At 39.2% G+C, this 14,592-nt stretch carries 15 protein-coding genes; 6 read left to right on the top strand and 9 right to left on the bottom strand.

What is annotated here, in order from left to right:
- Positions 1 to 9 precede the first annotated feature (9 nt).
- The 3 genes from der (at position 10) to A33Q_RS07015 (ending at position 2,289) form a co-directional block, all read left to right on the top strand.
- Entirely contained in the window at positions 10 to 1,323 is a 1,314-nt protein-coding gene (gene der / locus A33Q_RS07025; RefSeq protein WP_009035603.1) for a ribosome biogenesis GTPase Der, read from the top strand.
- 83 nt (positions 1,324 to 1,406) lie between these two features.
- A complete protein-coding gene (locus A33Q_RS07020) occupies positions 1,407 to 1,607 on the top strand; it encodes a hypothetical protein (protein WP_009035602.1) in 201 nt (66 codons plus the stop codon).
- 61 nt (positions 1,608 to 1,668) lie between these two features.
- On the top strand, positions 1,669 to 2,289 hold the full coding sequence (locus tag A33Q_RS07015; RefSeq protein WP_009035601.1) for a transcription elongation protein SprT: 621 nt from the start codon (positions 1,669 to 1,671) through the stop codon (positions 2,287 to 2,289).
- Between the two features lie 2 nt (positions 2,290 to 2,291).
- Here A33Q_RS07015 and scpB read toward each other — a convergent pair whose 3' ends face one another.
- The 4 genes from scpB to A33Q_RS07000 form a co-directional block, all read right to left on the bottom strand.
- Positions 2,292 to 2,852 (bottom strand): SMC-Scp complex subunit ScpB, encoded by a 561-nt coding sequence (gene scpB / locus A33Q_RS07010; protein WP_016254840.1) that lies wholly within the window; start codon positions 2,850 to 2,852, stop codon positions 2,292 to 2,294.
- Entirely contained in the window at positions 2,853 to 3,236 is a 384-nt protein-coding gene (locus A33Q_RS07005) for a TraR/DksA family transcriptional regulator (protein WP_009035599.1), read from the bottom strand.
- A gap of 121 nt (positions 3,237 to 3,357) precedes the next feature.
- Positions 3,358 to 3,504, bottom strand: a complete 147-nt coding sequence (locus tag A33Q_RS22300; protein WP_016254839.1) for a hypothetical protein — start codon at positions 3,502 to 3,504, stop codon at positions 3,358 to 3,360.
- A gap of 66 nt (positions 3,505 to 3,570) precedes the next feature.
- Positions 3,571 to 6,906 carry a lamin tail domain-containing protein gene (locus A33Q_RS07000; RefSeq protein ID WP_152527387.1) on the bottom strand — a complete coding sequence of 1,112 codons (3,336 nt, stop codon included), beginning with the start codon at positions 6,904 to 6,906 and terminating at the stop codon, positions 3,571 to 3,573.
- A gap of 183 nt (positions 6,907 to 7,089) precedes the next feature.
- Here A33Q_RS07000 and A33Q_RS06995 point away from each other — a divergent pair, with 183 nt between their 5' ends.
- Genes A33Q_RS06995 through A33Q_RS22350 form a run of 3 tightly spaced genes read left to right on the top strand, consistent with a single transcriptional unit; the run spans position 7,090 to position 9,284 of the window.
- Positions 7,090 to 8,079 carry an aspartate-semialdehyde dehydrogenase gene (locus A33Q_RS06995; protein WP_009035596.1) on the top strand — a complete coding sequence of 330 codons (990 nt, stop codon included), beginning with the start codon at positions 7,090 to 7,092 and terminating at the stop codon, positions 8,077 to 8,079.
- A gap of 31 nt (positions 8,080 to 8,110) precedes the next feature.
- Positions 8,111 to 9,037, top strand: coding sequence for an RsmD family RNA methyltransferase (locus A33Q_RS06990; RefSeq protein WP_016254838.1), 927 nt, complete (start codon positions 8,111 to 8,113; stop codon positions 9,035 to 9,037).
- A 4-nt stretch (positions 9,038 to 9,041) separates the two neighbouring features.
- Complete coding sequence (locus A33Q_RS22350) at positions 9,042 to 9,284, top strand: THUMP-like domain-containing protein (protein ID WP_016254837.1); 243 nt, start codon at positions 9,042 to 9,044, stop codon at positions 9,282 to 9,284.
- Positions 9,285 to 9,383: 99 nt separating this feature from the next.
- Here the strand turns inward: A33Q_RS22350 and A33Q_RS06985 are convergent, their stop codons facing one another.
- The 5 genes from A33Q_RS06985 to carB form a co-directional block, all read right to left on the bottom strand.
- Complete coding sequence (locus tag A33Q_RS06985; protein ID WP_009035595.1) at positions 9,384 to 9,809, bottom strand: PIN domain-containing protein; 426 nt, start codon at positions 9,807 to 9,809, stop codon at positions 9,384 to 9,386.
- A complete protein-coding gene (locus A33Q_RS06980; RefSeq protein ID WP_009035594.1) occupies positions 9,806 to 10,054 on the bottom strand; it encodes a DUF6364 family protein in 249 nt (82 codons plus the stop codon). Before A33Q_RS06980 ends, A33Q_RS06985 begins: the two co-directional genes overlap by 4 nt.
- A gap of 144 nt (positions 10,055 to 10,198) precedes the next feature.
- Positions 10,199 to 10,720 carry a transposase gene (locus A33Q_RS06975; protein WP_009035593.1) on the bottom strand — a complete coding sequence of 174 codons (522 nt, stop codon included), beginning with the start codon at positions 10,718 to 10,720 and terminating at the stop codon, positions 10,199 to 10,201.
- A 582-nt stretch (positions 10,721 to 11,302) separates the two neighbouring features.
- Positions 11,303 to 11,560, bottom strand: a complete 258-nt coding sequence (locus A33Q_RS06970; protein WP_009035592.1) for a DUF4834 family protein — start codon at positions 11,558 to 11,560, stop codon at positions 11,303 to 11,305.
- 75 nt (positions 11,561 to 11,635) lie between these two features.
- A complete protein-coding gene (gene carB / locus A33Q_RS06965) occupies positions 11,636 to 14,455 on the bottom strand; it encodes a carbamoyl-phosphate synthase large subunit (protein WP_009035591.1) in 2,820 nt (939 codons plus the stop codon).
- Positions 14,456 to 14,592: the final 137 nt, after the last annotated feature.

The raw sequence follows: 14,592 nt of genomic DNA, 5'->3' as shown, positions 1-14,592 counted from the left end.
AATATAAGTATGGCAAATATAGTAGCAATAGTAGGTAGGCCCAATGTAGGCAAATCTACCTTTTTTAATAGATTGGTTGAAGAGCGTAAAGCAATAGAAGATAACGTATCAGGAGTCACCCGTGACCGACATTATGGACATGCCACTTGGGGTGGGAAGTTTTTTTCTGTAATTGATACTGGAGGTTACGTGATGGGTTCAGAGGATGTTTATGAAGCTGAAATACGCAAGCAGGTGAAGTTGGCTTTGGAAGAGGCCAATGTGATTCTCTTTGTGGTGGACTGCCATGACGGACTGACTGACATGGATAAAGATTTTGCAAATGTCTTAAGAACATCTGAAAAGCCGGTATTTATTGTAGCGAATAAGGCAGACACACCTGAAAAGTCCTTGGCCGCTGCTGAATTTTATGCGATGGGTATTGGGGAAAACGAGGTGTTTCCTATCGCAGCAGCGAGTGGGAGTGGGACAGGAGACCTTTTGGATGAGGTTATCAAGCATTTTCCTGATGAAGGAGTAGAAGATCCTGAGGATGGAATTCCGAAGATAGCTATTCTAGGAAGACCCAACGTTGGAAAATCTTCTTTCCTTAATGCGCTTTTAGGTAAAGAAAGGTCTATAGTCACAAATGAAGCCGGAACAACCCGAGATGCAATCCATACAAGGTATAAGCTATATGGCCAGGACTTTATTATCACAGATACAGCTGGTATCAGAAAAAAAGCTAAAGTCAAAGAAGATATCGAGTTTTATTCTGTCATGCGTTCTTTGAGGACTTTGGAGGAATCTGATGTTTTGATAGTCATGGTAGATGCGAGTAGGGGGCTGGAATCTCAGGATATGAACCTGATTTCACTTGGAATCAAAAACAACAAAGGAATTATGATCATGGTCAATAAGTGGGATTTGATCGAAAAGGATCACAAGACCATGGATAAGATCAAGAAGGATATGCTCGAAAAGTTGGGCGAAAATAAGTGGATCCCGATTATTTTTACTTCGGTAGAAGAAAAGCAACGGATATTTCAGGCAATCGAATTGGCTGTCAAGGTATTTGAAAATAAGACCAGAAAAGTGTCTACCTCTAAGCTGAATGATAAAATCCTTCCGGAAATTGAAAAATATCCTCCTCCTGCAAATAAAGGGAAGTATATTAAAATCAAATACATCACGCAATTACCCACCAAAAATCCGGTATTTGCTTTCTTCTGTAATCTTCCCCAATATATCAAGGAGCCCTATACCAGATATCTGGAAAATAGACTTCGTGAAAACTTTGATTTTGAGGGAGTTCCAATCAAAGTGACTTTCAAAAAGAAGTAAAAAATAATTGCTAGCTGAGCTTGACAATCCATTTCATTGTTTTACATTTGCGTGCTTAAATTTTAAGAAACAAACAAAACATCATGAAAAAGGTATTTGCAATGTTCGCTGTGGCTGGTATGTTATTTACTGCTGCTTGCGGAAACAAAGAATCAAACGAGGAAACAGAAGAAATCGAAGTAATCATCGAAGAAACTGAAGAGGCTATCGAAGAATCAGCTGAAGAAGTAGAAGGTGCAATCGAAGACACTGTTGAAGTTATTGAAGAAGAAGTAGAAGCTTAATTTTCTACCTATTTCATTCAAAAGTCCCGTTGAAAAGCGGGACTTTTTTTATATTCGACCAATGAGTGCGGATGATAAATTTCTTAAGGCTTTTCAAAAACATGTACCTGCAGGTTCTGTAGATTATTGCTTTGACCTTTGGAGAGAAAAACCTTTCAACTTTTTGATTACGAAGGAAAGAAGTAGTAAGCTTGGTGATTTTAGATTCAGGAAAGACAGGATTATCCAAACGATCTCAATCAATCATAATCTAAATCCCTACCAATTTCTGATTACCTACATTCATGAGGTAGCACATTACAGAGCCTATTTGCAGTATGGCTTAGGTATAGCTCCGCATGGAAGAGAATGGAAGCAGACTTTTCAAAAATTGCTTTCTCCGGTATTGAATGAACATGTGTTTCCAAAAGATATCCGACTTGCACTGACCAGGCACATGGCAAACCCAAAAGCCAGTACCGGTGCTGATTTATTTTTGAGTAAAGTGGTAAAAGGGTACGATAAAAAAGACTCAATTTCAGGGGTTTTGTTAGCAGACCTGAAATTTGGTGAAAGTTTTGAACTGAGAGGAAGAAAGTTTAGAAAAGAAGTTTTAAGGCGGACAAGGGTGCTTTGCGAGGAATTGTCAACTGGGAGAAAATATTTGATTTCAGCACATGCCGAAGTCAGCAGGGTAGAGTAACCCTAATCTTTCTCTTCTCCAATCTGGTTTTCTTCTTGGGTGAAATCCTTTGGTTGAGGGAGATCGGAAATTTTGTTGATTCCAAAATACTCCATGAATTTTTCGCTTGTGCCATAAAGCAAGGGTTTTCCTACAGAATCAGCTTTGCCTTTTATAGCAACCAATTCTTTTTCCAGTAACTTTTGAATGGAGTAATCGCAACTTACACCACGAATTTGCTCTATTTCTGACTTGGTTACCGGTTGCTTATATGCGATGATGGAGAGTGTTTCCAACTGTGCTGCTGATAATCGTTTTTGGGATTGTTGTTTAAGCAGAATAGAAATGCTGGTTTGATATGCAGGCTTGGTTAAGAACTGATAGCCCCCCCCAAGTTGCTCCAGGGCAAAAGAAAAGTCTTCTTGGACATATTTGTCCTGAAGAACCTCTATAGCTTCCAAAATATGATCTTTGGGGACTTCTGTTTCAAACATCTCCGTGAGGCATTTTTGAATTTCATCAATACCCAACGGAGATGGAGAACAGAATATTAAAGCTTCAATATGCTTGTGTAGAAACTCCAATTATTTTTTTGCAAGTTTAGCTTCGATGGAGTGCATCGTATGAGGTACAGCTTTCAAGCGGTCTTTGGAAATTAATTTCCCAGTATCCACACATACTCCGTATGTACCGTTTTTTATTCTGACCAAAGCATTTTCCAGGTTGATGATGAATTTTTGTTGCCTAGCTGCCAGTTGGCTTAGGCTTTCTCTTTCCAGCGTGTCTGCCCCGTCCTCTAATAATTTGGAAGTAGAAGCTGTAAAATCAGTCCCGGAATCATTTTTTTTGCTTAAGGTCGACTTAAGAGAGCTCAATTCCTCTTTGGCGACTCCAAGTTTTTTTAAGATGATTTCTTCAAATTCCTTTAACTCCTCTGGTGAATATGCTGTTTTTTCTTCTTGGCCCATAGTTGTACTGTTTATGTAGTGTAAATCCAATCTACCCAGGGTGATTGAAAAGTTCCCTAAAATACGCTTAGCTTTTTAAAATCAAAAATAAAAAAACCGTCAGCCGACGGTTTTTAATTACTTAAAGGTTTTGCACCCTTTTCATCAGCACTTTTTCATCCATAATCAATTTATAATGAATGCGAAGGTATCTTTGGATTACTTTGATTGTCTTTCCTTTTTCTACGAAATAGGTTTTGAGGGTTTGGGAAATGAGGTCGGGTTTCATTGGATTTTTGGGTTTGTGGATGCGCATTCTAAATTACTGATTTTAGGTAATTTAGACTATATAATTTTAAAATTTTGTCCCAACTATCACTGTTTTTCTGATTTGGGAAACTTTTCCCTGTAAATCAAAAATCTCCAACCAGACTACATAGTAGCCCGGCCTTACTTTCCTGCTATTTGAATCTGTTCCGTCCCAGAGATAAAATCCATTTTCTCCCCAAATGGCGTTCTGGCAAAGTTCTCTCACCAAAGCTCCCGTGGCACTGTATATTCTTAGGGTAGCTATATTTCCGCTTTGTGGCATACGGTAAGAAATAGTCGTAAAAGGTTGTTCTCCTGCCGCTTCAGGAACAAAAACTCTTGGTTGAATTTCTATACCCATTCCATGATTCCCTTCAAAGTTTTGTGAATTTCTATAACCGGGGCTCGCATACCCTTCCGTTGATGATGCTGAATGCCAATTGTTCAGGTCATTGACAGGGCTTGTTGGGGAAAGTCTTTCCAGTGATACCCCCTTGGTTTCTTTGAGCAATGGGTGATGCATTTTATCTGAATAGCTGAAGATTTCAATAAGGCTTTCATCTGGGTTTAAAAGTATTACATTCCCCGCGCTTATGGGATAGCTTGGAAGGGTATTGAGCTCAATAAAATTTTTTTCTTTTCCTTTTGGGTACTCTTGTTTGAGCTTTTCAGAATCTGTGGTGAAAATCAGGAAACTGTGGGGCTCAAGGATAAAATCCTGTGGAAATAGCACTCTTCTATTGGCTACTTCCTCATCTGAATTCAGGTTAGCTAATTTCCAGTCTTTCAGATTTAAAAATTTCGCAGAGGAATTATAAATCTCTACAAATTTTGGGGCACCCGTACGCGGGTTGAACAGCACCTCGTTGATAATGATATCACCTTCGTTGGCGTCGGAAGGCATTACAAAGTAAACCTCAGAAGTTTTGTTGAATGCATTCCCAACACAGTCCCTAAGGTTTAAAATCTTTAGTTTGTACTTTATGTCAACTTTTATTGGTTCTGCAAAAGTGAGAATGAGCGAGTTTTGGGTTTCCCCTATTTCAACATTCTTTAGTTTAAGTGAAGGGGTGGTTTCAATCAAAAGACTGCGAAGGTCCTGTTGTAAAATTTTTGAAAATTCCAGCAATACTTTATGCGGGTCAATTACCAAACTTTTTTCAAAAACAGGTTCAGAAAAATCTGGTGTATCTGTATATACTGAGTTTTTACTTCCTGGAGTTCCTCTATTTTCTGCCTGAGATACTTTGATATTGGAGGGAAGGTAGCAGTTCAGGTAGGGATTGGCTATTTCAAGGCTATAGCCTCCATTTGCAATTGCTGTTCCACCAAATGTATCCCTGTCATAGTTAAGGCTGTCTAGTATCTCATTTTCAGCACTCAATAGTTTGACTTGGTCCGCAGTATTCAGAAGTGTAGGCCAGTTACTCAGTCCCAAAACATCACCATACTTTTCAAACTGGCTGGCTTGGTTTCTAGGACAGAGTATCAAATATGCTTTTGGCTCAATGACAGCACTGGGCAGGATACTTTCTCTTCTGGAGTTTGCCAACTGCATGCCTCCTAAATAAAGGGGTTTTTCTGTAGGGTTGTAGAGTTCAACAAATTCTACGTTCGGTAAAGGGTTCGTTGCTCTCGGGGCAGGCATTATTTCATTCAGAACAACATCCTTAAAACCTAATTTTTGTTCCTCCTCAAAGGTGAAATTTTTAGAGATGTTGGAAATGGAGTTTCCCTGCAAATCACTAACGGTTTCAATTTGAAGGGTGTAGGTTTCGTCTTTTTCAAAAATCAAATCCCAATCTAAAATGACATGGTTTTTTTGTAGGCTCACACGAATTGGGTTTTGACCCAATATTTCAAAGTTGTTTAGGATGGAAGCAAATATCGGATCTATCTCCTCAGAAAATACCAGCATTAAACGTGATTGAGCTATTGCTTTGATTTCTATCAGGCTTGGAGGCAAGGTGTCAAAGATGAAATTATGGATTGATCCCGGAATATACATCCCTCGCTTACTTTCACGGGATGGCAAAATAAGGGAATAGGCAACCCCCTCTTCAAAAGCTGTATTGCTTTTAAGTGTTACTTCCTGATCACCTGTCAATATTGGAGATAATTTGATGTCAGTCCTTTCCTCAATTTCAAAATTGAGGCTTTCTGTATTTTCCTTATTGAGGTCAATTTTACTCTTCAAGATTAGAGTCTGAGCATCTTTCACAAAAAGGTCCTCCACATAGTCCTCATACAAGATGAAAACTGAAGAATTGTTTGGGTTTGGAATAGATAGCTTATTTACAAGACTGCTTGCCAATACTTGGACTTCCTGTCCCAATTGAAGGTTTGAGGCCAGATGGAGAATGACATCATACCCATTTTCAAGCAATGAGATATCCTGCGGGGGAGTTTCATTTATTGAAAAATGCGAAGTTTGGCTTACCGAGTTGGCCTGAAAAGGCTGTGAAAATCCCAGAAGAATGTTTTTTGGGCCTTGAATGTTTAAGTTTCCAAGTGTTATAAATTCATTTTCTATAACAGTGCTTACTGACTCCTTTTTTGAGCTTTCTTTTTCTGAAATGTCCACCAGGTCAACCTTGCCTTCATGAATCAATTCAGAATTGGTGTAAATTATTAAGGTTGTGTCTGATGGGTGAAGCAGCTCTAAAATCCGGTTGTTTGAAATCTGAACCTGATGGATGGCTGGGGTGTTGATTTTTTTGTTGAAGTCTAATTGTAGCGTGTATGGATTGAGTACGCTTGTATTTTTTACAATTATTGGATCTACGGCTTCTTCGAATTCAAATAGTCCCACATCATCCATAAAAAATCTTGCAGCTGAGCCTGTTCCGGGACCGTATTTGACATGGAATTTTATCCAAAGTTCGTTTTTTCGGTGTAAATCCTCTGGTATTGTGATTTCAAAAAGACTGTAAGTTTTGTTTAGGTTAGGGAAAGTATTTTCATCTCCGACAGGGATTTCAGAATCAAATGAAAGTCCATCTTCAGAAAATGAAACAAAGAGCATCGCTGGCCTATTGCCTGAGCCATTTATTTTTGATTTGGCGAAGAAAGCCAATTTTGGATTTAAAAAGTCTACAGTTGATGTTTTGAAGTAAATTTCTCCATTGAAAGAACTAATGGGCTGAACTCCAAGTGCTCGAGTTCCAAACCTTCCTTCAGTATTGGCTTGGAAAACCCTTGCAGCGTTATTTCTGACTTCATTGGCCGACCAAGATGGAAGAAACTCTTCAGGATGGTTGACAATTGCAAAGCTGTTTTCAAAATCCTGTACTTGTGCTAGAGCAGGATGAAAAAGGGAAATCAAAAATACAGATAGCAGATAATTCCCCAAAGTCGCTAAAAATAAGATTGACCGCATCATATTTAAAATTAAAAAATGAGAGAATTTGGTGCTAATAATAACCGATTAACAGCTATTCTTTCGATTTTTAGCAAAAAATAGGCTAATTTTTTGAAAACTAATCAATTATCCTGCTTGGATGTATCTTTTTTGGGAATTCTTCTTTTACCTTTGCGGTTCTTAAGAAAATTAACCAAAATAAAAATGAAACTAGCAGTAGTAGGAGCTACCGGATTGGTAGGCTCAGAAATCCTCGAAGTGCTGGAAGAGCACAATTTCCCATTTAATGAATTATTACTCGTGGCAAGCGAAAGGTCTGCCGGAAAGCAAATGACTTTCAAGGGTAAGGAATATACCATTATGGGATTGAAACAGGCTGTTTCTGAGAAGCCGGATGTTGCGATCTTCTCTGCTGGTGGTAGCACTTCTCTGGAGTGGGCGCCACAGTTTGCTGCTGTAGGTACCATTGTTATCGACAATTCTTCGGCATGGAGAATGGATCCTTCTAAAAAACTGGTGGTTCCCGAGATCAATGCCAAAGATATTAGAATTGATGACAGGATTATCGCAAACCCAAATTGCTCAACCATTCAGATGGTTGTTGCTTTGAACCTGCTTCACAAAAAATATAAAATCAAAAGAATTGTCGTGTCTACATACCAATCTGTAACAGGTACAGGGAAGGCCGCTGTGGATCAAATGATGGCTGAGAGGGCTGGTGGAACGGCTGAGATGGTCTATCCGCACAAAATTGACATGAATGTCCTTCCTCACATTGATGTTTTTCAGCCAAATGGATATACCAAAGAAGAAATGAAAATGATCAACGAAACCAAAAAGATTTTTGGGGACGATAGCATACAGGTCACAGCTACTACGGTAAGGATCCCGACCATGGGCGGTCACTCAGAAGCTGTAAATGTGGAGTTTCATGAAGATTTTGATCTGGAAGAAGTAAAAGAAATTCTGTCCAAGACACCAGGAGTTATTCTTCAGGATGATCCGGCAAATAACATCTACCCAATGCCATTGACAGCGCATAAAAAGGACGAGGTATTCGTAGGTAGGTTGAGAAGAGACGAATCTCAGCCAAATACATTGAATATGTGGATAGTGGCCGACAATTTAAGGAAAGGCGCTGCTACAAATGCCGTGCAGATTGCAGGTTATTTATTAGAACACAGCATGAAATAATTTGTCTCAAGTAGGATTATATACCGATGAAATGAAACAGTTTGTGCAGGATCACCTTGATGATGATCCTGCACAATTGCTTTTGGGCTATCTTGGAAAGGTAGACTTTGACCTGAAGTTTGCGGTACAACAAATCAATGCCCGACAAAAAGTAAAGTCCAAGGTTCCAAGTTGGTATAAAAATAGAAACCTGATTTTTCCTGTTAGCCTTTCTATTGAGCAGGCCTCTTCAGAGCTCACCGGTAGATATAAGGTTGGATTAGTTTCAGGAGGGAAAATGGTAGACCTTACAGGTGGCCTGGGAGTAGACAGCTATTTTTTAAGTCAAAAATTCCAAACGGCAGTTTATTGTGAGCAAAACAAGGATCTTTTTGACATAACTAAGCACAATCTTAAGGTCCTGTCGCCAGATAAATTCGAATTTGTATTGGGAGACAGCATGACTTGGTTTATCCAGCAGCAAGAAGTATTTGACTTGGTTTTTATTGATCCTGCCAGGAGAGGAGAGGGTAACCGAAAATTATATCGACTGGAAGATTGCGAACCGGATATAGTAGGGCAATGGGATGGTCTGAAGTCTAAGTCTAAAGCTATATTGGTAAAAGCCTCTCCTATGCTGGATCTCAAGCTGGCTTTGGGAAGTCTCCAGGACCTTGCCAAGATTATGGTGCTATCTGTCAAAAATGAGGTAAAAGAAGTTCTTTTATTTTGGTCTTTGGAATCTGTAGGGTCTTCTCCTCGGATAGAAGCAGTTGATATCAGAAATGAGGCTTCTATAGCTTTTTCATTCACATTCGAGGAAGAGGAAAACTCATCCAATAAGATAGCGGAGGAAGTAGGCCAATTCCTATATGAACCTAATGCGGCCATTTTGAAAGCGGGGGCATTCAAAATCTTCGGGCATCGTTTTGGGTTGGGAAAAATCCATCCAAACTCACATTTTTTTTACAGGAAATAAGTTTGTGGGACAGATTCCTGGGAGGGTTTTTGAGATTCTTTCAGAGATCAATCAGCCAAAAAAGGAGATTAAGAAACTTTTCCCTTCAGGGAAAGCCAATGTCTTGACGCGGAATTATAGTATGAGTGCCGATGAACTGAAAAAAAAATTCAGACTAAAAGATGGTGGTGAGGATTTTTTGATCGGCTCCCAGACGGTGAGAGGGTTTCAACTTTGGCATTGCAGGAGGTCGTCAGGAAGGAAGTGAGTGAGGGCTCTCACTTAGGCTCTTCATCCCATTACCTTGGTTCTTTCGACGCCCGTGAGTGTCTTCCCTGATGGTTAACAGCTTAGCATGTATTATTGATCACATTAATGAGTTTAGAAACTCTTTTGGAGACATGACTGCGATGTTACTTTCTTTATAATCTTTGGTGTTTCTGGTAATGATGATAGATATCTCTGGATGCTGTTCGGCAGAATAGTTTTGAATAGCATCTTCGAAATCCGAAAAATCTGAATCAATTGCTTCTAAGATAGATTTTTTATCTATTTCCACAATGTCAAAAAGTATATTGGTGAGTAAATTCCTAAAATGATCAAGTATATGAGTATGTTTCATCCCCAAACGTCTTAAGATATAGTATAAGTTGCTCAAAATCACAGGCGTGGTCAATCCATGAATTTCTCTTCTTTCGCATAGATTAAGAATTCGGATAGCGTCATCTGAAAAAGGGATGCGGTCAGACATTGCGTCTAGGATAATGTCAGAATCCAAAAGGACTGCTTTCATTTCTTAAGGTGTTTTTCGGCTATTGCATCACTGAGTTCTTTCTTGTAATCAAAGTCTTTTGGGACTTTTATGACACCAGTTAGTTTTTTTACATTCGGTGAAATCTCTTCTTGTCCCTTTTCTGTTGGAAGTGATTTTAAATAATTTTCAATAATCTGAGACAGACTTCTTCCTTGTGCTTTAGCAAAGGCCTTAGCATCTTCTATAACTGATTTGTCTATTGTTAAGGTTAGTTTAGTGCTCATTTCCGATACGTGTTAATTTATAATTAAATATACGTGATTTTAAAGAATGATGATATGATTAATTTGATTAGATTCTTTTCAGCCTTCATGCGGCCCCCGATTCAGCCCCCGTTAATGTCTTCACTAACGGGTTCAAGGACACATTCATATTCTTTGACCAATGTGAGTTAGTATATTGAAAGGGTCTTCTCCAGTTTCATAAAACAAACAAGAAGAAAACTTATAATCCAAAGGGCTTTGGGCCAGTTCCCACTTGCCCCGGCATGGATTATTGTGGATGTATGTCAATTTTTGATATATGACGGAAGGAGAGTACAATTCTACATCTAATGGGTCTCTTTGCCAGAAACAATGCTTTTTGTTGGCCTCATCCACCTTAAATTGAATAAGAAAGTTGGGGTTTGTCTTTCTTAGAATGGTTAAAAATTTATGAGCAGTATATTTATGAAAGCTTGCATGGGGCATTTCTTTTCCATTCAAATCAGTCATTTCGAAAATAAGATGGATATGATTTGGCATAATAACGTATCCATAAATCCTCATGAGAGATTTGTCTATTAGATATTTCCAGCTATCAATGATAATCAATTTGAAATGATCTTTATAGAGTAAGGGTTTCCAAGAGTTTATGGTGGCTGTAAAAAAGTATATTCTCTCCAGTTCCATGGTCAAAATGCTGATTATTATTATGGTAAAAATAGTTTTATGTTGATCGAAGTTAAAAAAATAAGCACAACTTATCCGTTTATCTTTCATTTATCCCTTGAAAACAAATTGGAGAAGTCAAAAGCCAACATGAGTTTTTCACCAAGGATAAACCTTGTGTTTGCAGGAGAAAGTGAGTGAGGACACTCACTTAGGCTCTTCATCCCATCACTTTGGTTTTTTTCGGCCCCCGTAAGTATCTTCACTAACGGAAAACATATGCGGTTGCAGGGGAAGTGATTGATGACACTCACTTAGGCTCTTCATCCCATCACTTTGGTTTTTTTCGGCCCCCGTAAGTATCTTCACCAACGGCAAACATATGCGGTTGCAGGGGAAGTGATTGAGGACACTCACTTAGGCTCTTCATCCCATCACTTTGGTTTTTTTCGGCCCCCGTTAGTGTCTTCACTAACGGAAAACATATGCGGTTGCAGGGGAAGTGAGTGAAGACACTCACTTAGGCTCGTCATATCTTTACTTTGGTTCTATTCGGCCCCTGTTAGTGTATAACAGGGCATGGAATAAAAAAAGTGAAGGATTTTAGTCCTTCACTTCTTCATAGTCGATGTAATCTCCACCACGTATTTCTTTGGTACGTTTTTCCTGATAATCTCTGGGAATATGGTCTACGTTCACATTACCATCTTTTGGTTTATTGCGTCTTTCCTCTTCTCTTTTAAGATCATTGGCATGATTGGCAAACTGCTTTAGTTTACTTCTTAGAAAAAATTTGAGTAAGCTGGAGAATATCCATGAAAGCGCAACAGCAATTAGAATAAATTTGAATATAAAACCCATTTTTTATAGATCTGAGAATCGAGAATAAAGAAGCGAGACTTTTTTTGTAGTATTGTCTCGCTTCCACTTTTCAAATTAACGGCTGAGGTACAGATTTCGTTCAGAATATATTTTCAGAAAATAATCATCCATCAAGTCTTCAATGAAGTAGATGGCCTCACCTGTAGACTTCATTTCAGGTCCTAATTCCTTGTTTACATTAGGGAATTTGTGAAAAGAGAATACTGGTTCCTTGATGGCATAGCCACTCTTGTAAGGTTTGAAATTGAAATCTGTCACCTTTTTCTCACCCAACATTACTTTAGTGGCATAGTTGACATAAGGTTCTCTATATGCTTTACAGATAAATGGTACAGTTCTGGAAGCTCTTGGGTTGGCTTCTATAACATAAACTTTGTCGTTTTTGATGGCAAACTGGATATTGATCAAACCTACCGTTCTAAGTGCCAAGGCTATTTTTTTGGTGTAAGTTTCAATTTGTCTCATGACGTAATCTCCGAGATTGTAGGGAGGAAGGACTGCATAAGAATCCCCAGAGTGGATTCCTGCTGGTTCGATGTGCTGCATGATTCCTATGATGTAGACGTTTTCCCCATCACAGATTGCGTCTGCTTCGGCCTCTATGGCACCTTCTAGGAAGTGGTCAAGTAAAATTTCATTGTTTGGGATATCCCTGAGTACGTTGACTACATGCTCTTCCAACTCTTTTTCGTTGATGACGATTTTCATTCCTTGTCCTCCCAACACATAGGAAGGTCTGACAAGCAGAGGGAATCCAATGGTCTTGCACAACTCAAGTGCTTCATCTGTATTGTGTATTGTTCCGAATTCCGGATAAGGCACTTCATTTTCTTTGAGCAAAGTGGAGAATCTTCCTCTGTCTTCAGCCAAATCCAAAGCCTCGTAGCTCGTTCCTATGATTGGTATTCCGTACTTATCTAATTTCTCAGCCAGTTTCAAGGCAGTCTGTCCACCTAATTGAACAATTACTCCAACTGGTTTTTCAGAGAGTATTATTTCATAGATATGCTCCCAGAAAACCGGTTCGAAATAAAGCCTGTCAGAAACATCAGGGTCAGTAGATACAGTTTCAGGATTACAATTGATCATTATTGTTTCGTAGCCGCATTCTTTTGCTGCTAAAACACCATGTACACAAGAGTAATCAAACTCGATTCCTTGGCCCACCCTGTTTGGGCCGGAGCCTAACACAACTACTTTTTTCTTATCTGAAGGAATCGCCTCATTTTCTTCTCCAAAAGTAGAGTAGTAATAAGGTGTTTTGGCTTCGAATTCAGCTGCGCAGGTATCCACAAGTTTGTAGACCCGCTTTATTCCCATTTCTTCGTATCTTTTGTTAAATACTTCCGACTCTAAGCAGCCCAGCAAATGTGCAATCTGACGATCCGCATATCCTTTTCTTTTTGCAAGTTCCATGAGTTCCAAAGGGATGTCATCAATCTCGTATTTTTCGATTTCTGCTTCGATATGAACAAGCTCCTCGATCTGCTTGAGAAACCACTTATCTATTTTAGTCAGATCCTGGATTGTTCTAAATGAAATCCCCAATTTGAAGGCGTCATAAACATGAAAAAGCCTGTTCCAGCTTGGGTTGGCCAAGCTATATAGGATTTTTTCCTGGTCTCTTAATTCCTTTCCATCCGCGCCTAACCCGTTTCTTTTTATTTCCAATGACTGACAGGCTTTTTGTAGGGCTTCCTGAAAGTTTCTTCCTATACCCATTACCTCACCTACAGCTTTCATGGAAAGGCCTAGCCTTTTGTCGGACCCTTTGAATTTGTCAAAGTTCCATCTTGGAATTTTGACAATTACATAGTCAATCGATGGTTCAAAAAATGCAGAGGTAGTACCTGTGATTGAATTTGTCAACTCATCAAGGTTATAACCTATTGCTAGCTTAGCAGCTACTTTGGCGATTGGATAACCTGTTGCTTTGGAGGCAAGTGCAGAAGAGCGTGACACTCTGGGGTTTATTTCTATCCCAATGATTTCAGAGTTGTCAGGGCTTACCGCAAATTGTACGTTACAACCTCCTGCAAAATTCCCTATGCTGTTCATCATGGTGATGGCATAGTTCCTCATACGCTGATAGACCGTGTCAGGAAGTGTCAGGGCCGGAGCTACTGTAATAGAATCTCCTGTATGCACACCCATAGGGTCAAAATTTTCAATGGAGCAAATGACAATCATATTTCCGATATTGTCACGCATTACCTCCAACTCATATTCCTTCCATCCAAGAATTGATTGTTCGATCAATACTTCATGGACCGGGGATGCCTGTAAACCTGCTGAGAGGGCTTTTTCAAAATCTTCGGCTTTTTCTACAAAAGCACCTCCCGCTCCACCAAGGGTATAGGATGCTCTTATGATCAAAGGGAATCCGATTTCCTGAGCTATTTCTTTCCCTTGGAGAAATGAAGTAGCTGTAGCTCCTTTACACACTCCAACTCCTATTTTTTCTAATAAGGCTTTGAATTTTTCCCTATTCTCTGCGGTGTCAATTGCATCAATGTCTACCCCTATCATTCTAACACCGAATTTTTTCCAAATTCCAGCTTTTTCGCAATCAATCGCTAGGTTCAGAGCGGTTTGTCCACCTACAGTAGGAAGCACACAGTCAATGTCCGGATGTTCCTGAAGAATCTTGATGATGGATTTTTTTTCGAGTGGCAACAAATACACATTATCTGCAGTCACAGGATCAGTCATGATAGTGGCTGGGTTGGAATTGATCAAAGTGACTTTGATACCTTCTTCCCTGAGTGATCTTGAGGCTTGAGTTCCTGAGTAGTCAAATTCACATGCTTGTCCAATGACAATAGGGCCTGAACCGATGAGTAGAATGTGTTTGATGCTGGAGTCTTTAGGCATTCTTAATGAGGTTTTAAAGAGGTTAATTACTTACGGCTAAATTGGTGCAAATTTAGGGAATTAAATTTAAGCAGCCCGATGGAATCCGAAAAACATCCGCTATTTTAAGGAATTAGCCCTGATTAATCCCTTTTGCT

This window comes from Indibacter alkaliphilus LW1, assembly GCF_000295935.2.
Classification (GTDB): Bacteria; Bacteroidota; Bacteroidia; order Cytophagales; family Cyclobacteriaceae; genus Indibacter; species Indibacter alkaliphilus.
This window is presented reverse-complemented; position numbering and strand designations above follow the sequence as displayed.